Origin of the sequence: Ruegeria sp. ANG-R (assembly GCF_000813985.1) — a bacterium.
GTDB lineage: Bacteria > Pseudomonadota > Alphaproteobacteria > Rhodobacterales > Rhodobacteraceae > Ruegeria.
Genome location: NZ_JWLJ01000006.1, coordinates 168,777 through 189,807 on the forward strand (window position 1 = coordinate 168,777; position 21,031 = coordinate 189,807).

General features: G+C 57.1%; 20 protein-coding genes. 11 read left to right on the forward strand and 9 right to left on the reverse strand.

The window, feature by feature from the left end; translation table 11 throughout:
- Position 1 precedes the first annotated feature (1 nt).
- Both RA27_RS15310 and RA27_RS15315 read right to left on the reverse strand, forming a co-directional pair.
- Entirely contained in the window at positions 2–2,080 is a 2,079-nt protein-coding gene (locus RA27_RS15310) for a cbb3-type cytochrome c oxidase subunit I (RefSeq protein WP_082025146.1), read from the reverse strand.
- Positions 2,077–2,946, reverse strand: coding sequence for a cytochrome ubiquinol oxidase subunit II (locus RA27_RS15315; protein WP_241484083.1), 870 nt, complete (start codon positions 2,944–2,946; stop codon positions 2,077–2,079). The genes RA27_RS15310 and RA27_RS15315 overlap by 4 nt, the downstream gene beginning before the upstream one ends.
- 366 nt (positions 2,947–3,312) lie before the next feature.
- Between RA27_RS15315 and RA27_RS15320 the strand changes: the two genes are divergently transcribed.
- Together RA27_RS15320 and RA27_RS15325 are read left to right on the forward strand one after the other, a co-directional pair.
- Positions 3,313–3,933 carry a Crp/Fnr family transcriptional regulator gene (locus RA27_RS15320; protein WP_039540850.1) on the forward strand — a complete coding sequence of 207 codons (621 nt, stop codon included), beginning with the start codon at positions 3,313–3,315 and terminating at the stop codon, positions 3,931–3,933.
- The gene (locus tag RA27_RS15325; RefSeq protein ID WP_039540853.1) at positions 3,930–4,190 is read left to right on the forward strand and encodes a hypothetical protein; all 261 of its coding nucleotides are present in this window, start codon (positions 3,930–3,932) and stop codon (positions 4,188–4,190) included. The genes RA27_RS15320 and RA27_RS15325 overlap by 4 nt, the downstream gene beginning before the upstream one ends.
- Positions 4,191–4,208: 18 nt before the next feature.
- On the opposite strand, the gene RA27_RS15330 is transcribed toward RA27_RS15325, so the two are convergent.
- The 5 genes from RA27_RS15330 to RA27_RS15350 all read right to left on the reverse strand — a co-directional run bounded on the left by RA27_RS15330 (position 4,209) and on the right by RA27_RS15350 (position 10,149).
- Entirely contained in the window at positions 4,209–5,786 is a 1,578-nt protein-coding gene (locus RA27_RS15330; RefSeq protein WP_039540857.1) for an FMN-binding glutamate synthase family protein, read from the reverse strand.
- Positions 5,787–5,848: 62 nt separating this feature from the next.
- Positions 5,849–6,322 carry a hypothetical protein gene (locus RA27_RS15335; RefSeq protein ID WP_052265307.1) on the reverse strand — a complete coding sequence of 158 codons (474 nt, stop codon included), beginning with the start codon at positions 6,320–6,322 and terminating at the stop codon, positions 5,849–5,851.
- A gap of 15 nt (positions 6,323–6,337) precedes the next feature.
- On the reverse strand, positions 6,338–8,080 hold the full coding sequence (locus tag RA27_RS15340) for a thiamine pyrophosphate-dependent enzyme (protein WP_039541290.1): 1,743 nt from the start codon (positions 8,078–8,080) through the stop codon (positions 6,338–6,340).
- A gap of 181 nt (positions 8,081–8,261) precedes the next feature.
- Positions 8,262–9,848: a malate dehydrogenase (quinone) gene (mqo, locus tag RA27_RS15345; RefSeq protein WP_343294161.1), complete on the reverse strand. Its 1,587-nt coding sequence runs from the start codon at positions 9,846–9,848 to the stop codon at positions 8,262–8,264.
- Complete coding sequence (locus RA27_RS15350) at positions 9,778–10,149, reverse strand: hypothetical protein (protein ID WP_206539995.1); 372 nt, start codon at positions 10,147–10,149, stop codon at positions 9,778–9,780. The genes mqo and RA27_RS15350 overlap by 71 nt, the downstream gene beginning before the upstream one ends.
- Positions 10,150–10,333: 184 nt before the next feature.
- Between RA27_RS15350 and fumC the strand changes: the two genes are divergently transcribed.
- The 6 genes from fumC to RA27_RS24735 all read left to right on the forward strand — a co-directional run bounded on the left by fumC (position 10,334) and on the right by RA27_RS24735 (position 16,203).
- Positions 10,334–11,740 (forward strand): class II fumarate hydratase, encoded by a 1,407-nt coding sequence (gene fumC / locus RA27_RS15355; RefSeq protein ID WP_039540864.1) that lies wholly within the window; start codon positions 10,334–10,336, stop codon positions 11,738–11,740.
- The gene (locus RA27_RS15360) at positions 11,737–12,474 is read left to right on the forward strand and encodes a succinate dehydrogenase cytochrome b subunit (RefSeq protein WP_052265309.1); all 738 of its coding nucleotides are present in this window, start codon (positions 11,737–11,739) and stop codon (positions 12,472–12,474) included. Before fumC ends, RA27_RS15360 begins: the two co-directional genes overlap by 4 nt.
- Position 12,475: 1 nt before the next feature.
- A complete protein-coding gene (locus RA27_RS15365; protein ID WP_039540867.1) occupies positions 12,476–14,392 on the forward strand; it encodes a fumarate reductase/succinate dehydrogenase flavoprotein subunit in 1,917 nt (638 codons plus the stop codon).
- Positions 14,389–15,162: a succinate dehydrogenase/fumarate reductase iron-sulfur subunit gene (locus RA27_RS15370; RefSeq protein WP_039540870.1), complete on the forward strand. Its 774-nt coding sequence runs from the start codon at positions 14,389–14,391 to the stop codon at positions 15,160–15,162. The genes RA27_RS15365 and RA27_RS15370 overlap by 4 nt, the downstream gene beginning before the upstream one ends.
- A 12-nt stretch (positions 15,163–15,174) precedes the next feature.
- Positions 15,175–15,672, forward strand: a complete 498-nt coding sequence (locus RA27_RS15375) for a hypothetical protein (RefSeq protein ID WP_039540873.1) — start codon at positions 15,175–15,177, stop codon at positions 15,670–15,672.
- A 306-nt stretch (positions 15,673–15,978) separates the two neighbouring features.
- Entirely contained in the window at positions 15,979–16,203 is a 225-nt protein-coding gene (locus tag RA27_RS24735) for a hypothetical protein (RefSeq protein ID WP_241484084.1), read from the forward strand.
- A gap of 309 nt (positions 16,204–16,512) precedes the next feature.
- On the opposite strand, the gene RA27_RS15390 is transcribed toward RA27_RS24735, so the two are convergent.
- Together RA27_RS15390 and RA27_RS15395 are read right to left on the reverse strand one after the other, a co-directional pair.
- Entirely contained in the window at positions 16,513–17,610 is a 1,098-nt protein-coding gene (locus RA27_RS15390) for a Gfo/Idh/MocA family oxidoreductase (RefSeq protein ID WP_039540882.1), read from the reverse strand.
- Positions 17,611–17,623: 13 nt separating this feature from the next.
- Positions 17,624–18,334: a GntR family transcriptional regulator gene (locus RA27_RS15395; RefSeq protein WP_039540884.1), complete on the reverse strand. Its 711-nt coding sequence runs from the start codon at positions 18,332–18,334 to the stop codon at positions 17,624–17,626.
- Between the two features lie 105 nt (positions 18,335–18,439).
- On the opposite strand from RA27_RS15395, the gene RA27_RS15400 reads away from it, so the two are divergent.
- From RA27_RS15400 to RA27_RS15410, 3 genes are read left to right on the forward strand one after another with little or no spacing between them, the layout of a single operon-like run.
- Entirely contained in the window at positions 18,440–19,594 is a 1,155-nt protein-coding gene (locus RA27_RS15400; RefSeq protein WP_039540887.1) for an LLM class flavin-dependent oxidoreductase, read from the forward strand.
- Complete coding sequence (locus RA27_RS15405) at positions 19,594–20,484, forward strand: aldo/keto reductase (protein ID WP_039540890.1); 891 nt, start codon at positions 19,594–19,596, stop codon at positions 20,482–20,484. Before RA27_RS15400 ends, RA27_RS15405 begins: the two co-directional genes overlap by 1 nt.
- Complete coding sequence (locus RA27_RS15410; RefSeq protein ID WP_039540893.1) at positions 20,484–20,999, forward strand: flavin reductase family protein; 516 nt, start codon at positions 20,484–20,486, stop codon at positions 20,997–20,999. Before RA27_RS15405 ends, RA27_RS15410 begins: the two co-directional genes overlap by 1 nt.
- Positions 21,000–21,031 lie beyond the last annotated feature (32 nt).

Here is a 21,031-nt window from a genome sequence, read left to right on the forward strand (position 1 = left end):
GTCAGCCCTCCAACTCGGTCTTGGCCAGGCCCTGATTGGATGGGTCCGCTTCGTGATCGCGATCCACCGGCTTGGTCAAACGTATTTGCTCCAGCCAGGCTTCATGGGCTTTGCGCACGTCGGCGGCCGGAATCACGTGTTCATTGTCAATGTCGAACGTCCACAGAATAACCGCCAGGATGATCAGCGCGGTAGCCAGAGCCGCCAGCCACCAGATCCACCAGACCAGCGCGAACATCCAGACCCCGCTGAGCACACATAAGACAAATCCGATGGGTGTGTTTTTAGGTACTTCAATGTCCTCATAATCGCCCTCGGCCGCATAGGCGCGACCTTCGATCTTGGCCATGGCGAACTCGTCGCGTTCGCGCACCTGCGGCAGCAGGGCAAAGTTGTATTCTGGCGGCGGGGCCGGGATCGACCACTCCAGCGTGCGCGCATCCCAAGGGTCTCCAATCGGAACCCGGTTCTGATCCCGTTCTTTGATCGAGACCTTAAGTTGCACGAGAATGGTGATCAGCGCCGAGAAGATGCAGAATGCACCCAAAACCGCGACGATCATATACGGCACGAAGGCCGGATCGGTATAGCTGAACGAGCGGCGCGGCATACCCATCAGGCCCACAAAATACAGCGGGAAGAAGGTCAGTGAGAACCCTGCGATCCACAGGAAAGCGGACCGGCGGCCCAGCCGTTCATTCAACCGGAAGCCGAAGGCTTTGGGGAACCAGTAATTATACCCCGCCAGCAGGCCGAACAGCACACCCGGGATCAACACGTTGTGGAAATGCGCCACCAGGAACAGAGAGTTGTGCACCTGATAGTCAATCGTGGGATTCGCCAGAATAACCCCGGTCAGGCCGCCAATGACGAACAGGACCAGAAAACCGATGCCATAGATCATCGGAACGGATATGCGGATACGCCCCCGATACATCGTCGCCATCCAGTCATAGACCTTCACCCCGGTCGGAATGGCGATCAGCATCGTGGCGATCCCGAAGGCGGCATTGATCAGAGCGCTTTGGCCCATGGTAAAGAAATGGTGCAGCCAAACCGTGAAGGACAGCACCGCAATCGACATCGTCGCAATCACCAACGAGGTGTACCCGTAAAGGCGCTTGGCCGAATAGGTGGCAAAGACTTCCGAGAACATGCCGTAGGCCGGCAACACCAGCAGATAGACCTCAGGGTGGCCAAACAGCCAGAACAGGTTGGCATAGTTCATCATGTTGCCGCCCAGGTCATTGGTGAAGAAGTGGAAGTCCAGATACCGGTCAAGCCCCAACAGCAAAGCCGCAACACTGAGCGGCGGCAGCGCAAAGACCATCAGGATCGACGAACACACAACCGTCCAGGTAAACAGCGGCATTCTGAAGAAGGTCATGCCCGGCGCCCGCATCTTGTAGATCGTCGTGGCAAAGTTGATCCCGCTCAGCGTGGTCCCGAGCCCCGACACGACGATGGCCCATATCCAGTAATCAGGCCCCACTCCGGGATTGAAGGCGGCCCCGGTATAGGGCGGATAAGCCGACCAGCCGCCGGTCGAGAACTTGCCCACCACCAACGACACCATCAGCATGACGCCGCTAGCCACGGTCAGCCCAAGGCTTATCTGGTTCATTACCGGAAAGGCCACATCGCGCGCACCGATCTGCAGGGGCATTACATAATTGATGAAGCCCGCCACAAACGGCATCGCCACAAAGAAGATCATGATCGTGCCATGGGTCGAAAACAGTTGCGCGAAATGATCGGGCTGCAGGAAGCCGCCATCCAGACCAAAGGCCTGTTGGGTCCGCATCACCACGCCTTCAATCACGCCGCGCGTCATCATCACCAACGAGAACACGATATACATGATACCGATCTTCTTGTGGTCCGTGCTGGTCAACCAGTCCCGCCAAAGCGGACCCCAAAGCCGGTACCTCGTCAACAGAAAAAGAACGGTCAAAGCGCCGACCACGACGATGCTGGCAGCTGTGCTGGCAACGGCTTCGTTTACGCTGGGCGCACGGATAAATGCGGTAAACGGCAGGGCATCCAGAGTGAGGCGGCCGAAAATATCCTGATATGTCATTGGGCGGCCTCTTGGGTGGCGGCTGAAAACTCGACCGTGCCGGGCTGTGCGGCCAGCGGCAACGGCTTGCCGGTGTGATACCGACCGACGATTTTATGAAACAGATGTATGTCAGGCAGGGTAAACCAGATTGCATCAGAAGGCATCGCCCCCGAGGCCAGGCCCTTATGCGCCTCTTCCTGGCTGCTTTGACGAGCCAGAACACCATAAGCCGCCTCATCCAGCGCGACGCCGTCCGACTTGACCTTTTGCACCCAGCCGTCAAAATCCGCCGTGTCCATTGCCCTGGTCATGAACTTCTGACCGACGAAGCCATTGCCGTTGTATTGCGTGTTCTCACCTTCGAAAGCACCCACTGTATCTGCCATCACATGCAGCTCTGTGGTCATGCCGGGCATGGCGTAAATCTGTCCAGCCAGAGACGAGATGATGAAGGACTGCATCACCGTATCAGTGGTCAGAGTCATCGCAACCGGCTGATCCACCGGGATCGCCAGTTCTCCAACGGATGCAATCCCCAGATCCGGGTAGATGAACAGCCATTTCCAATCGAGCCCGACCACCTGCACATTCACTGGCGGCCCAGCGCCTTCAATCGGCTTGTATGGGTCAAGTTTGTGTGTCGACTGCCACAGCGCCAGCGACAACACCCCCACCAGAAACAGAGGCACGCCCCACATCGTAATCTCCAGCGGCAGAGAATACTCCCATCTGGGTTTGTAAGTCGCGCCGGAACGACCGCGGCGGTACCGCAAAAGGATCAGTGGCAGCAGAACAAAGACCGGTATGACCGCAATCATCGTGATCCCCGTCACCCAAAGCAGGTGAGACCTCTGATCCGAAGCAATCTGACCTGCAGGTTCCAAGAAAGTATCCGCAAATAACGGGCAAGGTGCGACCATCAAAGCCGCAATGGTTACGCCTGACAAAGCCAGGCTCGAAAACTGTTTTCGGCCTATCACCCTGATTTACCCTCCAAACTCAACCGGTTCAAAACCGGTGCCGTCATGCGCTGGCCGCATCAGCGGACGTGCTGATTTTTGCACACCATTCCACATGACAACTCGGCAAATGATGCATCTTGTTCGGACCACATTGCCTCTGAAAGCCCATAGCGTCTTCAAAGCTATAATTCCACTTTATTTCTCATGCTGTTAGAGTGCTAACAGATAGAAAACAAAAGCTGTGCGTATCTGAGCGCGCTGAAAAAGACGCCCGAGAATACAACCACAATGGACCTAATTTCAAGACTGGCAGTCCGCACCGTTTCTTACAAAAGCGGACGCTTTTTGTTTCTGACCAACGAAGACGGAGCTAACATCTGTTTTATGCTATCGGGCGCGGCACGTGTGTTCCGAATGACGGAAGGCGGAGACGAAGTCACAATCGCCGTCAGGTCCTGCCAAAGTACCCCTATCCTGCTGAGCGCCTGCATCAAAGGTGTTGGCATTGAACTTCTGGAAGACAGCGTTCTGTGTTTCAAAGCGACTGACGACTACATCAAAGCTTCAAGCGATGACATTGAGTTGCGCCAGTATACAATTGCTCAATTCATGGAGTTTTTCGAATGCTGTCATCAGAGGATTGAGGATCTTGTCCTTCGCAGCGTCGAAGAGCGCGTTGCACGCCAACTCGTATTGTTGGCCGAGCGGCCTTCGGAACTCCAATCAAAATCGAGTGCAACAGTTCGGATCACGCAAGGTCAATTGGCAAGCCTCGTCGCAGCTTCCAGACCGAGCGTGAACATTGCGTTGCGAAAGCTACAGCAGCGGGGAATACTGACGACCACCTCCGGATTTATAAAGATCGCTTCAATTGACAAACTCCGAAATATGTCGGCGGTTTCGCTTTGATTAACAACCCGTTGGCGGGGATAGGCAGCAGCTTATCAAGCATCGTTGCTTTGATCATGCAGTTTGACCTCATCGCGCAAAAACTATTTGGGATCACGGCATTTCTCGCATCGGATATTTTGGCGAGCGGTGTTCTGATGGTTCTTTTGGGATTAACGAGGTCACGCAAAGTACAGTTTTCGCTGCGCGACGGCCCAATTCAGACCGCTTTGCAGATTTCTGCACCGGGCCTTTTTCGATTTGGCCCGGTGTTTTAAGTTAGGTGGTTTGGGGTGTCAGAAGTTGTTTGCTGATGCGCGCTCCCAGTCAGCTGCAAATTCTTCGGGGACGTTTTCCCCAAGCAATGCGCCGTCCTCAAGGAAGGTATAAATTTCAGCGATGGATTTCTCCCGTTCGTTCGCGACGCGGCGGCGCACGTCGCCGGGATGCAAATCGCTGACCTTTTCTCGGCCCATCGCGCCGAGGATCTCGCGGAAGCTTTCAAGCGTTGCGTCATGATACCGATGAACACGCTGGCGCTTCTGTGGTACGTTTACGGCGCGCGCGCGCGCTTTGTCCTGCGTCGCGATACCTGTCGGACACATGTTGGTGTTGCAGTGTAGGGATTGGATACACCCAACCGCAAACAGCATCGCCCGCGCCGAGTTGCACATGTCCGCTCCCAGAGCGAATTTCTCGATCATGTCATAGCCAGTCGCGACTTTACCGGAACTGATGATCCGGATCTTGTCGCGCAGGCCGACGCCTTTCAGGCAGTTATGCACAAAGATCAACGCCTCGTTCAGAGGTACGCCCAGCCGGTTGGTGAACTCAACGGGTGCTGCACCCGTACCGCCTTCGGCCCCGTCCACGGTGATGAAGTCGGGCAGAATACCTGTCTCAAGCATTGCCTTGCAGATCGCCATGAACTCGTGCCGGTTGCCGATACAAAGCTTGAAACCGATGGGTTTGCCGCCCGACATCTCACGCAGGTGCTGAACGTAATGCATCAGCCCGGTCGGCCCATCGAAAGCCGAGTGCGCCGGAGGAGAGATCACATCTTTATGCGGCTCCACCCCGCGGATTTCGGCAATCTCTTCGTCGACCTTGACAGCGGGCAGCACCCCCCCGTGGGAGGGTTTGGCCCCTTGGCTCAGCTTGATCTCGATCGCCTTGACCACGTCCTTCTGGGCCTTTTCAGCGAACTTGTCCTTGTCGAACCCGCCCTCGGGCGTACGACAGCCAAAATACCCGGTGCCGATCTGCCAGATGATATCGCCGCCTTCGGCAAGGTGATACGGGGACAGACCGCCCTCGCCCGTGTTATGGGCAAAGCCACCATCTTTGGCCCCGCCATTGAGCGCACGAATAGCCGTATGACTCAGCGCACCAAAGCTCATGGCCGAAACGTTCAGGCGCGACGCGTTATAGGGTTTGTCGCATTGCGGGCCACCCAGCATGATCCGCTCTTCCGACTCGTCGACAATCTTGGGCGCGAGCGAGTGGTTCGACCGCAGATACCCCACCTCATCCAGATCATATTGCGTACCAAAGGCCTGTGTGTCCTGCTGACCCTTGGCCCGGGAATAGACCAGCGCCCGCGTAATCCGGTTGAACGGCCGCCCGCTTGCGTTGGTTTCAACAAAATACTGACGGATTTCTGGACTGACAAATTCCAGCATATAGCGAAAGTGGCCCAGCACCGGGTAGTTGTTCAACACGTTATGGCGGGTGGTGGTGATGTCATAGAACCCGATCAGAATATACGGGATCACGATCACCAGCAGCCAATAGGCGGGCGACCAGAGCCAGCCCAGAAGCAATGTCAGCGGCAGGCCGAGGAATACGACGGCGTAATAAATCTTGCGAACCATTTAGTCAGGTCTCCTGAGTTTCAGTGGCCCGGGGCCGGCGCGTGTCCGGCCCGGGTGCCTATTCAGTTCTTGGTGGTTCCGTATCCGAATACCCGGAACACAGCGACGGTCGTGAGGCCAAAAAGAATGTGCCCGAACAGTGAGGCATAGGTCAGCTTGGACCAACCCATGAACGCCGGCATCCCAGCCACAAGATGCGCCATCACATAAAAGCCAAACACGAAAAGCCCCATACCGAACCCGATGCCAACGATCCACCAGGGCAGAAAGGGTGTGATCGTGCGCGCGATGGGGCGCGCAAAAAAGGCATATCCGATCGGATAGGCAATGATACCTGTCGTCATATGTATCCCGTTCAGGATCGGCACCGATTTGATACCGAACACCGCCCGGATCAGATCATCGGGGTTCAGCGTGATCCCGGTAATGAGGGGGGACAGGGTTCCGGCCCAAAAGTCCCACGAAGCGATCGAGGCAGCCCCGGCCAGCAGGATGGCAGCAATCAGATGTCCACCGCTATGAATGTCACGTGTCATACGTTGACCCTTTTCTTACAGGTGCGCCTTAAGCTCTTTCACCCAGTTATCCCACTGGGCGTGATCACCCTTGGCAAGCAGGATGCCCTCTTTCAGCTTGGACATGCCAAAGCCCCAGGCCATCTTGGTTTCGATATGCGGCGGCATGACCAGTTCACCGGGTGACACCATAGCCTCGATGATAAACGGCTTGGTGCTTGCCTTGGCCTGTGCGATGGCATCCTTGATTTCCGAGGCGTGTTCGACCCGCACGCCGTCGCCGCCACAGACTTTGGCGTATTCGGCAAAGTTCGGGTTCACCAGATCGGTAGCCATCGGATTGACCGCATATCCGGCCACCTCCATCTCCATCTTCACAAAGCCTAGCGTCTGGTTGTTGAAGACGATCACCTTGATGGGCCAGTCATACCGCACGGCAGTCACGAAATCCTGCATCGACATGCCGAAACCACCGTCACCGCAGAAGGTCCAGACCTCGCGCGATGGGTCCAGCGCCGCCGCCCCAAGCGCCGAGGGCAGGCCCGAGCCCAATGACGAGTGGTTGAACGAGCCGACCATCCGACGCCCATCCTTCATCCGTGTCTGACGCGCCACCCAAACGGTGCATTCGCCGATATCCATGGCAAAAACCGCATCGTCCGAGGCCTGATCAGAAATCTCGCGCGCAAACAGCTGCGGATGCAACGGTTCTGAATCCCGATCAAGGCTGGCTTCTTTGTCCTGTTGTTTTAGCCATTTGGTACACAGCTTGATCTGATGGTCGGCAAATTTGCGGTCATCCTTGGCTTCGATCTTAGGCAGCAAAAGGTCCAACGTCGCGCCCACGTCACCCAGCAGGCCCGAGGCAATGGGTGCCCGGCGGCCCAAATGCTCGACACTGCGGTCGATCTGAATGATCTTTGCCTTTTCCGGCAGAAACCACTCATAGGGGAAATCGGTTCCCACCATCAGCAGAACGTCGCAATCACGCACGGCGTGATATCCACCCGGATTGCCGATCAGACCCGTCATGCCGACCACGTTCGGATCATCATAATCAAAGATGTCCTTGCCCTTCAGCGAATGGGCAATCGGCGCATTCAGGCGCTCGGACAGCGCAATCACCTGATCTTTCGCATCCCGGCAACCGACACCTGCAAAGATGGCAACTTTCTTGCCCTCATTGATAATCTCAGCTGCGCGCGCAATTTCTTCCTTTGGCGGGATCAAGGTGGAAGGATGCTTTAAGATTGGATGGAACTGGTGCAGGCTGGGCACCGTCTGCTCCGACACATCAATTGGCAGCTCGATCCGCACCACTTCGCGATTGATCAGCGCACGCTGCACCGCAATCTGCGCCAGCCGCGGCATCTGTTCGGGGGTATGGATGACCGCCTGATAGCCGCAGACATCCTCGTACACCTTCTCAAGATTGACCTCCTGATGATAACCGGTGCCGCGCTCGCGATGCGCCACCTGCCCGGTGATCGCGACCACGCCCGCCCCTTCGCGGCGGGCGTTATACAGCCCATTGATCAGATGCAGGGCACCAGGCCCAACAGTGCCGGCACAAATGCCAATCCCACCGGTCAGATGCGACTGCGCATAGGCCGCATAAGCCGCATTCTCTTCGTGTCGCATCCCGATCCACTCAAAGCGCCTGTCATCGCGCATCGCCTCGAGAAATGGGTTCAGAGCATCCCCCGTGACCCCAAAAATCTGCCGCCCACCCGCGTCAGCCAAAATATCAAGCAGTACATCAACTACGCTCTTTGCCATTGTCATTCCTCTTTTGACTTTCGGGTTTTACGGTGACTTCCGCGCGCCTGACGTCCACGTCGACGCCGGCAATCATGTTCGTTTAACTCGTAAAATAAACCCATGATAACGCGCTTGTCAGACATTGTGCTGAGACTGTCGCAGAGGGTTAACCTCCATTTTCGGCCCGGCATTCAGAACACTATCCATTCAGACCAAGAACCTCAGCTGTTTCAGATCGGATACGGCGTGTGAACGCAGCATCTTCCGACAGGTCCACCCCATAGGACGGAATCATGTGCTTCAGTTTTTCGGGCCATCCCTCGTGCAGCAGATTTCCCAGACTGTGTTCCAGTACTTCGACCATGATCGCCACCGCAGTCGAAGCGCCCGGCGATGCTCCTAGCAGAGCTGTCATTCTGCCGTCCGAAGAATGCACAACTTCTGTCCCAAACTGCAGGCGGCCATGATATGGCCTGTCCCTGTGAACGATCTGGACCCTCTGCCCGGCCACGGACAACTCCCAATCATCGACCTCCATTTGCGGATAGTATTCCTTCAACGCCTCCAGCCTATGAGCCTGTGTCTGCAAGACCTGCCCAACCAGATATTCCTCAAGCGGGAAATTGTCGTGGGCGACTGCCAGCAAAGGCACGAAGTTGGAGGGGCGGAGTGAAGCGGGAAGATCCAGCAAAGACCCGTGTTTCAAAAAGCGGGTGGTGAACCCGGCATAGGGGCCGAACAACACCCATTTCTCGCCATCGATGATCCGCGTATCAAGATGAGGCACCGACATCGGCGGCGCGCCAGTGGCAGCCATGCCGTACACCTTGGCCATATGACGGTTCACCACCTCCGGGTTCGAGCACCGCAGCCATTGACCACTGACCGGGAAACCGGCGTATCCCTTTGACTCGGGGATATGAGATTTCTGCAGCAACGACAGCGCCCCGCCCCCAGCGCCCAGAAAGACGTAACCAGCCTCAACCTGATGGGTTTCGCCAGACTTCTGATCCCGCAGGGTCAGGGCCCAACGGCCATTGTCCAAACGACTCAGATGCTCGAGCTTTTGACAGAACCGCGCGCTGAACCCATCCATCTGGCTCAGGTAATCCATATAGGCCGCCGTCAGCGCACCGTAGTTCACATCCGACCCGTTCATCATCCGTGTTGCCGCCACCGGCTGTGCAGGGTCACGCCCGGTCATGACCAATGGAATCCAATCGGCAAGCTGAGCGGCATCTTCGCTGTATTCCATCCCCTGATAGGCATGATGCTCTGACATTGTGGCGTGGCGCTTCTTCAGAAAGGCCTGATGCGCGTCGCCCGTAACGAAACTCATATGCGGGACGGCGTGAATAAATTGATCCGGTGTTGCGATTGCACCGCTGGACACAAGGTAGGACCAGAACTGACGTGACAGATCGAACTGTCCGTTGACCTTCAGCGCCTTGGTCAGATCGATCTTCCCATCCGCCCCTTCGGTCGTATAGTTCAATTCGCAATTTGCGGCGTGACCGGTGCCGGCATTGTTCCACGCGGCCGAGCTTTCTTGCGCAGCGCCTTCAAGCTGCTCGAACAGGACGATATTCAGATCCGGCTGCAGTTCTTTCACAAGCACCGCGAGGGTCGTGCTCATGATACCTGCGCCGATCAAGGCGATATCGATCTCTTTGCACGCGTTCATCCTGTTCGCTCCGACCTTGTGATTTGTGATATCAGCCCGCGACGAAAGGCACTGCCGCACCCGTTTCCAACACCACGTAAACCCGCCGCCAGGGATCATCATCGACAAGTTTCCAGGTGTGACCGCCCCCAGCTGTATCTTCGGCCAAGAGGATGTCGCCGGGCGCGATGGTAAAGGTCTTGCCTTCACGGGTCGCGAACTCGAGCGTGCCGCTCAGCGTTATAACCAGTTGCCGGACCGGAGCGTTGTGCCAGCTGAATGTTCCACCCACAGCAGTTTCCTGCATCGCCGCGATATTCACGTTCATGTCCGCGCTGCGCAATTTGCCATCGCTTCGACCGCTCAGATCGATCTTGCCCTCTTCAAAGTGGGATTGCCCGTCCTTGCCGGTCCAAATACGCACGCATCTGATCATGTTCGCGTTCCCTTCGCCAAGAAACTTTCACGGTTCATCCTGATTGGCCCGATCAGCCATCTAACAAGACTTATACCTCGTCAAAAAAGACTTCTGTTAGCAAGTTAACATCGCCTGCCCGCGAATCATGAAAGTCTCATATATATTAAACTGAAACGACACGGCGGAAGTCATGAGCAAGCATAGAGCGGAAACCGACAGTCTGGGAAGCGTTCAGGTGGCGTGCGACCGGTACTGGGGCGCTCAGACCCAGCGCTCGCTAGAGCATTTCTCGATCGCGAAAGACCTGATTCCCATCGAGGTCATTCATGCGCTTGCCACCCTTAAAAAAGCCGCAGCGCTGAGCAATCGGGAAATCGGAACGCTGGACCAGATGCGCAGCAACCTGATCATCGCTGCAGCAGAAGAGGTGATCGCAGGCAAGCTGGATGATCATTTTCCATTGCATGTCTGGCAGACCGGCAGCGGCACTCAATCCAACATGAATGTGAACGAGGTGATCTCGAATCGCGCCATCGAAATGGCTGGCGGCGTGATGGGATCGAAGGACCCGGTGCATCCCAACGATCATGTCAACCGCTCGCAATCTTCGAATGACACGTTTCCAACCGCGATGCACATCGCGGCGGCGTCGATACTGGTAGAAAATGTTCTCCCGAATGTGCACGCCCTGCGTGACGCTCTTGCAGCGCGGGCACGCGATTTCCGCGACATCATCAAAACGGGACGAACGCATCTGCAGGATGCTGTCCCGCTGACCCTGGGGCAGGAGTTTTCGGGATATGTCGCGCAGCTGGATGCGGGGATCGACCGGGTCGAGGCTGCTTTGCCCGATCTCTATCAGCTCGCGGTCGGAGGAACCGCCGTCGGCACCGGTCTGAACGCGCCTGCGGGCTTTGGGAACCTGTGTGCAAGGCACATCGCCGAACTCACGGGGTTGCCCTTTGTTTCAGCACCAAACAAATTTGCGGCGCTGGCCGCGCATGATGCTGTGGTTGCGGCCTCGGGTGCTCTGCGGGGGCTTGCCGTGTCGCTGATGAAAATTGCCAACGATATTCGCTGGGCAGGGTCCGGTCCACGCTGCGGGCTGGGTGAGTTGAAGCTACCTGCGAACGAACCCGGGTCCTCGATCATGCCGGGTAAGGTAAACCCAACTCAATGCGAAGCTATGACCATGGTGGCGGTGCAGGTGATGGGAAATGACACCGCAATCGGATTCGCCGGATCGCAAGGCAATTTCGAGCTGAACGTGTTCAAGCCGGTCATGGCCCACAACCTTCTGCATTCCACACATCTGATCGCCGACAGTTGTGACAGTTTCCGCCGTTTTCTGGTCGATGGCCTGACCGCGAACCGCGATCACATTGCGGAAAAGGTCGGCCAGTCTCTGATGCTGGTGACAGCACTGTCGCCCAAGATCGGTTACGACCATGCATCGGAAATCGCCCATAAAGCCGAGGCCGAAGGCACCACTTTGAAAGAAGCCGCCGTCGCGCTTGGCCTTCTGACAGCGGAAGAATTTGATCAGGCACTCAATCTGGACCGCATGGTCCACCCCCATGCGGAGGGCGAGCATTGAACCCAATCACCCTGTACCACAGCATTCTGGGCAAAAAGATCATCATGGCCGTCACCGGCAGTTTCATGCTGCTGTTCCTGTTGCTGCATGTGGGCGGAAACCTCAAGGTCTTTCTGCCCGACCCACAGCCCGGCATGGCCGATATCAATGTCTATGCCAGATTTCTGCGCACCATGGGCGAGCCTCTTTTGCCTTACGGGTTCGCTCTGTGGGGCGTGAGGATCATCCTGATCGTCTCGGTCCTGCTGCACATCACATGCGCAATACAGCTGGCCCACCGCAATGCCAGAGCACGCCCGGTGAAATACAAACACGCCGCCTATCGCGAGACCAGCTATCCGGCACGCTGGATGCTGATCTCGGGGCTGCTGATGCTGTGCTATATCATCTTACATTTGGCACAGTTCACCTTTGGCTGGATCAACCCGGCCGCCTTCAACACGCCGGACGTGTTCGGCGATCTGTCGCGGGCCTTTCACCGGCCTTTCTATATCGTGATCTATCTGGGCGCGATGGGCCTGCTGGGCCTGCACCTGTTTCACGGGGCGTGGAGCCTGTTCCAGACGCTGGGGCTGGACAACCCGGATCGCAACCGGGGCCTGCGCCTGTTGGCGATGGTGATTTCCATCGGATTGCCTGCAACCTTCGCGCTGGTGCCTTTGTCCTTTGCCGTAGGCGCGCTTGGGCCTGCAATCCCGGAAGCGACCTCAGCCGCCATGACCGGGGGGAACTAAGATGAAACTTGATGCGCAAATCCCCGCTGGAGACGTTGCTGGCGCATGGGCCCGCCACAAGGAACATATGCGGCTGGTTGGGCCGACGAACCGGCACCATTACCGGGTGATCGTTGTCGGAACCGGGTTGGCCGGAGCATCGGCGGCCAGTTCGATGGCAGCGATGGGATACAAGGTTGACTGTTTCTGCTTTCAGGACAGCCCGCGCCGGGCGCATTCGATCGCGGCGCAGGGGGGCATCAACGCGGCAAAGAACTATCGCAACGATGGCGATTCCGTCTATCGGCTGTTCTATGATACGCAGAAAGGCGGCGATTACCGCTCGCGCGAGGCCAATGTCTGGCGGTTGGCAGAGCTGTCTGCCGGGATCATCGATCAGGCGGTGGCGCAAGGCGTGCCCTTTGCCCGCGAATATGGCGGGATGCTGGCCAACCGGTCCTTCGGGGGCGTTCTGGTCGAACGCACTTTCTATTGCCGGGGCGAGACAGGGCAGCAATTGCTGCTTGGGGCGAACTCAGCGCTGGCGCGGCAAATCCATGATGGCCATGTCACTATGCATACCCGATGCGAGATGGAGGATATCGTCACCGTCGACGGCCGCACCCATGGTATCGTGGTGCGCAATCTGGTGACGGGCGAAATCTCGTCCTATGCGGCGGACGCGGTGGTGCTGGCTACGGGCGGTTATGGCAATGTGTTCAACCTGTCGACCAATGCGCGGGGCAGCAATGTCTCGGCCACCTGGCGGGCGCATAAACGCGGTGCGGGCTTTGCCAACCCCTCTTACGTGCAAATTCACCCAACCTGCATTCCTGCCTCGGGCGATCATCAGTCGAAGCTGACCCTGATGAGCGAAAGCTTACGCAATGACGGGCGCATCTGGGTCCCGAAGAAAGCCGGAGACGACCGCAAACCTTCGGACATCCCCGAAGAGGACCGCTTCTACTACCTTGAAGACCGCTATCCCCGATTTGGCAATCTGGTGCCCCGCGACGTGGCCTCGCGCAATGCCAAAGAGGTCTGTGATGAAGGGTTGGGGGTCGGCCCCGGCGGGCGCGGTGTTTATCTGGACCTGCGCGACGCCATCAAGGAACAGGGCCATGACGCGATCCGCGACAAGTACCTGAATCTGTTCGAGATGTATGAGCGCATCACCGGCGAAAGCCCATGGGAGCAGCCGATGCGCATCTACCCTGCCGTGCACTATGCGATGGGCGGGCTGTGGGTGGATTACAACCTGATGACAACCAAGCCGGGTCTTTTTGCCATCGGAGAATCGAATTTCTCGGACCACGGGGCGAACCGGCTGGGGGCCAGTTCGATGATGCAGTGCCTTGCGGATGGCTATTTCGTGATCCCGCTGACCATCGGCGATTACCTCAGCCGTCACCCTTACGGCGATGTCACCACCGATCATCCAGCCTTTGCCGAGGCCGAGCAGGAGGCCCGCGACCGGATCGAGGGCTTTTTCGCCATCGGCGGCAACACCACCGCCCTGACCATTCACCGCGAACTGGGAAAGATCATGTGGAACCACTGTGGCATCGCCCGCAATGAGGCGGGGCTGAAAGAAGGGCTGAAACTGATCCCCGAACTGCGCGACCGTTTCTGGAGCGATCTGCGATTGGAGGGCACCAGCAAAGGCATCAACCAGTCGCTGGAACATGCCGGGCGATTGGCGGATTTCCTGGAGCTGGGCGAGTTGATGTGCCGCGACGCGCTGGAGCGTGATGAAAGCTGCGGTTGTCATTTCCGAGAAGAGCACCAGACCGAGGATGGTGAGGCGCTGCGCAACGATTCCGAATTCGCCCATGTGAGTGTCTGGGAACATATGGGCAAGGGCAATCCCGAGGTGATGCACAAGGAAGCCCTGGAGTTCGAGGCGCTGCCGCTGGCACAAAGGAACTACAAGACATGAAGTTCACTCTTGAAATCTGGCGTCAGGATGGCCCGGGCCACATAGGCGATTTCGCCCATTATGAGATCGCGGACGTCTCACCCGACATGTCGTTTCTGGAAATGATGGATGTACTGAACGAGCAAATCAGTGAAGCGGATCAGGTGCCCGTGGCCTTTGACAGCGATTGTCGTGAAGGGATTTGTGGCATGTGTTCCATGGTGATCAACGGCAGCCCCCACGGCCCTATTCCCGGCACAACCACCTGCCAGCTTTACATGCGTCATTTCTCGGATGGCGAGACCATCACGATCGAACCCTGGCGCTCGGCCGCATTTCCGGTGTTGAAAGATCTGATCGTCGACCGCTCGGCCTTTGACCGGGTGTTGCAGGCGGGCGGTTATGTGACGGTGCATTCGGGACCCAAGCCCGACCCGAATTCGGTGCCGATTGATCCGCATGTCTCGGAAGAGGCGCTGGATGCGGCCAGTTGCATTGGCTGTGGCGCCTGTGTGGCTGCGTGCCCGAACGGGGCCGCGATGCTCTATACGGCGGCCAAGGTCTCGCATCTCAGCCTGATGCCGCAAGGCCAGCCGGAACGCGAAAGCCGCGTTCTGAATATGGTGCATCAGATGGAGGCCGAGGATTTCGGCGCTTGCGGCAATCATGCGGAATGTCAGGCCCATTGCCCCAAAGGGATCAGCATAAACTTTATCGGCATGATGAACCGTGAATACAGGCGCGCGCTGTCGGCACCCAAAGACCGGCGTGGCCATATGGATTCGCAATAGGAGGGGACGGAGATGCGGCAACCGGAACCGATTTCGCAACGGGATGTGGCACATGTGCTCGACCATGCGGTGACGCACCGTCTGCGTGGCGAGGATGACATCGCCGAAAGCATGTGCCTCGATGTTCTTGAGGCTGAGCCCGGCAATCAGGCGGCTCTCGAGATCATGTTGCGCATTCTGGCTGGCCGGATCGCCCGGGGCAACAAACCGGCGCTTGGCGCCGCCACACTTTTGCTCGAACAGGTCCGGGACCCAGGAACCCGCGCGTTCTGCAGTGCCTTGATCCACGAGGCTCAGGCGCGCCGCCTCTTGGCGCGCGCTGATCAGCCGGCAGCACAGGCGGCACAGGATTTCCTTCAATTTGCCCTAGAGCAATTTGATATCTCGGCTCAGAAATCAGAGGACCCGTTGGAGTCCCGTTTACGTGCCAACGCCTGCCTGCGCGCACAGTCAAAGATATTGAATGGGCATTCGACCCCCGACCGTGAACCGGAACACCCAATCGAATAGCAAAACCCCATGACCCGAAATGTCTGCGAGGAGATTCCGGAACTCTGACCGACGTCGGGGGGACGCAGATATTCGGGGGGGACGGGGGATGCGCTTAACGCTCTGGTCGATGCGATCCGGCGGGATAGCCGTATACGCTGGATCGAGGTCCACCGTGAAGAAACAGCGGTTTATGCTGCAGCGGCTTTCAGTCAGATCACTGGCAGTCTTGGGTTTTGCGCAGGAACGGTGGAGCCGGGCGCGTTTCACCCGCTAAACGGGTTGCACAAGGCCACCAAGGAGCCTGCACTGGTTCTTCGCAGATGTTTGCGTCTTTCAGCAAACTATCACATCGCCGGATCGGATGCCACGGCTGGTACAACAGGCGCAATAGAACGCGCGGCCACGCGCCGGCGTGGTCAGGATTTCGGTGCTTACCAAGGAGAGCTTATCGTTCAAATCGGCTTTGATGAGGCCACCGAGACAGACGATATCGGCACTGCCAGTTTCGAACATCTGTCGGTTGTCCTGCGCGATAGTGATGAAACCTAACTGGTCGGTGCCTTCTCCAAGATGAAATTGATCCGGTTCGCCGTCTTCAATCCAGTGTAGGTCCTTGTCTCCGCCGGAATCAGATCACTCGCCTGAAGGGGAAGCAGGGCAGCGGGTTCGATATAGACCGGGTTTCCGTGACTTTTATTATCCAAATGCGCAAGCCTACTGATCCCGAAGGCGCCCTGCGAGACGGATAAAGGAACAGTTCCCTGCACCTCCTCATAGAGACGTCAAAGGAGTCAGTGCGCGTTTTCTCTTGCCGGAAAGGGCTGTTCTCGCACCAGGGCCAGTCCGGCCATTACTCCCTCAGTCGTTCAGGTGCACCGCTTCACCGGTGTCTATCGCCCGTTGCGCAGCTTGACCCATTCTAACGGCCCAGAGACCGTCATTTAGACTCACGTCCGGTTGTGCCTTTTCGCCACGAACCAAAGCCAGAAAGCTCTTATGCTGATAGTAGGTTGACCCGTTGTGATCCCCAGCAGCCAATAGGTCCGGTTCCACTGGAACGTCCACTGACACAGGCCCTTTCGGATTGCGTGGACTAACGATCACCTTCGGCGTTGGTGCGTCTCCCAGGTGATCCGGCCAGAAGCGTCCTGGTCCAGGCACCAGAGCTTCGATTTTGGCGTCCGGCCCAACAGCGGATATTTCTTCTTGATAGCGAGATCCTTCGGCGAACATGCAGAGCTCCAGCATCGCGCGCGCACCCGAAGCAAACTCGACAATAACATAGCCGTGGTCGAGAATATCCGGAGTTTCGCCGTCGTAACTCTCGTCCAGATGGTTGACGGCCTGGCCCCCGCTAGCGGTGATACGCACCGGGTCGGATTTCAGTATCAGGCGCATGAGATCGAAGAAATGGCAGCATTTTTCTACAAAAGTGCCACCGGTATTGCGGTTGAATCGATTCCAGTTCCCGACTTTTTCAAGAAATGGAAAGCGATGTTCGCGGATCGATAGCATTTTTATGCCACCGGTCGCGTCAACCTTTTCGATCAGAGCTGCAATAGGAGGCATATACCGGTATTCCATCGCAACCCAGATCGGGCACGGGTAATCACGCCGTACCTGCTCCAGCCGATCCAAATCCTTTGAATCCGTGAACAGAGGCTTCTCTACCAACAACGGCAGCGGGCGTGTGTCAGCAACTTCGCAGATCTGATCCACATGCAGATGGTTCGGGCTAGCAATGACGAAACAATCCAGTTCTTTGATCGCCAGAAGCTCCTGCATGGAACCTACCATGATTGCGGTCGGTGCAATTGCCGCTGCCGCAGCGGCCATTTCTGGATCAGGTTCAAATATTGCCGTTACACGAGCACCTTCCAACAAGTCGATATTGTGAAGGTGCTCCTGCCCCATCATGCCGCATCCAATCAGCCCGTAATTGATGGTCCGGGTCATGCGTGCTTCCTTTTTACTTTAAACGTTGGACGTAGTTGGCCCGATCCGGATCGAACCATGTTTTTGAGAACTCAACGGGTTCAGCGCTTTCCGACCAGCTGAATCGTTCAATATAGCCGACTGCTTCGCCTGACTGTTTAGTGAAGTTGGGTGGCGTCCAATCCGGCAATGGTTGGACTGAAACTCTGTCTTCGGCCCTTGCGATCCAAAAACCCAATTGGCGCTGATAATAGCGGTAGAGAGAGTCCGAAAGCAGGCTCTGGTCGATCAATCCCGCTGATTCGTCGAGCCAGATTTCTTCGACTGCAATGATTGTATCATTCAGGTAGCGCATCCGGCGTACCCTTGAGCTTGCATCAGAAGCTCCGAATCTTGGCAGATCGGCTGGCTTTTTCAGATAATCGACCGACAGGATATCTGCGCGCGGCAGGCCGCCCCCTTCAGGTAACTCAAGCCTGAACATCGCGTAGACACTGTCTTGTGTTCCGGTCTCGCGAATATAGTTGCCCGAACCTTGAATACGCTCCAACATCCCTTTTTTTTCCAGCTCAGCGAGCGATTTTCGCAACGTCCCAACGGAGACTTTCAATTCCGCTGCCATCTCACGTTCAGGCGACAATCGTTCACCATCAATCAGGCGGCCCGCTGCGATATCGCGGATCAGCAGTTCCGCGATCTGTATGTAAACCGGCAGTGCGTTCGGATTTCTGTCGGATGCGTTCATGCAGGGCGCTTCACTCGGTCGCAGGAAAAATTGATACACTATTGATCTACATCAATGCGCTTGCTACGCAAGAGGAAAGTCAAAGATGTACGGAGCGTGAATCAAATGACCATCGTCCCCATCACATCCCCCGACCTGGATGCGGCCGAGGTTTCGTGGTTTGCAGCGCTCTGCTCGGATGACTACCAGTTTCTGGGTGTGCCTGATGGTGATCTGCGATCCAGTTGGGAGCATTGTTCAGGCATCGTCAAAGAAGCCGAAGCACAAGGGTTTCGCAACATCCTTTGCCCCTCGTCTTATCAGGTCGGACAGGACACCCTGAGCTTTGTCGCAGGCTGCGCGCCAATCACCGAAAAAATCAACCTGCTGGCCGCCGTGCGCTGTGGTGAGATGCAGCCCATCATGCTGGCCCGCACCATCGCGACGCTGGACCACATGCTGAAGGGGCGGCTGACGGTCAACATCATCTCGTCCGATTTCCCGGGCGAGAAAGCCGACAGTGCGTTTCGCTATCAGCGTTCGCGCGAAGTGGTTGAGATTCTGAAACAGGCCTGGACGCAGGATGAGATCAACCATGCGGGCGAGGTCTACAATTTTTCGAGCCTGACGACGGACCCGGCCCGGCCTTACCAGGCTGGTGGCCCACTTCTGTATTTTGGCGGCTACTCCCCGTCTGCTTTGGACCTGTGCGGCGAGCATTGCGATGTCTATCTGATGTGGCCAGAAACCAAGGATCAGTTGGCAGAGCGAATGAAAGCCGTTCACGCGGTTGCCGAGGATTACAATCGTACTCTGGATTACGGCCTGCGCGTTCACATGATCGTGCGGGATACCGAAGCTGAAGCGCAAGAATATGCTGACTACATCGTTTCGAAACTGGATGACGAATACGGTCGCGCGATCCGCGAGAGGGCGTTGGATGCGACCTCGCTGGGCGTGGCGCATCAGTCCAAGAACCGCGATCTGGCCGACGAATATGGCTATGTCGAACCCGGACTTTGGACAGGTGTCGGACGCGCCCGCTCGGGTTGTGGTGCAGCGCTGGTCGGATCGACCGATCAAGTTATGTCCAAGATCGAAGAGTATCAGAAGATGGGCATCCGCGCCTTCATCTTCTCGGGCTATCCGCACATGGATGAGGCCAAGCATTTTGGCGCCCGCGTGATGCCCAACCTGAAAACCTGCTCGCTTCCCGAAGCCTACGGGCGCGTGCCAGCAACCACCCCGGCGACCCCGCTGGGCAACGGAGTTCGTCGCTGATGCAACGTGTGAAACTATCTGACACTCTGGAAATGAGCCGCCTTGTCTATGGCATGTGGCGCTTGGGTGATGACAGTGACACCTCGACAGCGCATGTCGAGGCCAAGATTCAGACATGTCTGGATCAGGGGATCACCACCTTCGACCAGGCCGATATTTATGGCGGATACGCGGCCGAGGCCGTTCTGGGCAATGCCTTGCGCGCCAATCCCAGCCTGCGCCAGAAGATGGAGATCGTCACCAAATGTGACATCGTTGCGCCGATGGGGCGCTATGCCGAGGCCAAGGTCAAATACTACGACACGTCACGCGCGCATATTCTAAAATCGGTCGATACGTCTCTTTCGGAAATGGCGATTGACCACATCGACCTGCTACTGATCCACCGCCCTGATCCAATGATGGACCACAATGAAACCGGTGCGGCGCTGGATGAGGTGGTAGCCAGTGGCAAGGTCGGCGCGGTTGGCGTGTCAAACTTCCGCCCTTGGGACTGGTCTCTGCTACAGTCGGCAATGAAAACCCAGTTGGTCACAAATCAGATTGAAATCTCGCTTGGGGAGATCAGCCCGTTTACCAATGGCGATCTAGCGTTCCATCAACAGCATGGTCACCCGCTTATGGCGTGGTCCCCGCTTGGCGGGGGCCTTTTGATGGCCGGGAACCCTCCGGTCGGTGTTGTAGCGGATGAGATCGCCGCAGAATTCGGTGTGGATCGCGCCGCTGTGGCCGTTGCTTTCCTGCTCGCGCATCCGGCGAACATTCTGCCGGTTCTGGGCACAAATAATCTGGGCCGCATCAAGCGCGCCTCGGATGCGTTGAAAGTCAAGCTGGATCGTGAAAGCTGGTACCGCCTGTATGAGGCGGCGCTGGGACATGAGGTGCCCTGATGAATGCAATCTCGCGCGATATGAACCATACATTTATCCCGCATAAAGACGACACGCGCACCCTACGCGATGCCTTTGGTCGCTTTGCCACCGGCGTTACCGTCGTGACCTGCGATAGTGAGGATGGGCCGATCTGCATAACGGCCAACAGCTTTTCGTCCCTGTCGCTGGACCCACCGCTGGTAATGTGGGCCGGCGACCGCAATTCGCGCCGGTTCCGCTATTTTCACGCGGCGCGTCACTTCAGCGTGCATGTTCTGTCTGCTGAACAGGCTGAACTGTGTTTTGGCTGTTCAAAAGATGCCCATGCGTTGCGTGAAATCGAACATGACCGTTGTGAAAACGGCACCCCGTTGTTGCCGGGCAGTCTTGCCCGGTTCGAATGCGAGCAGCACGCTTATCACGATGCAGGCGATCATGTGATCGTGGTGGGCAAAGTTCTGAAGGTCAGCATGGCGGATGGAGATGCGCTGACTTTCTTTGCCGGAAAACTCGGCCAATTCGCGAAAGCCTAAGCGCGATATGATGATTGCGGGGCAAACCCGCG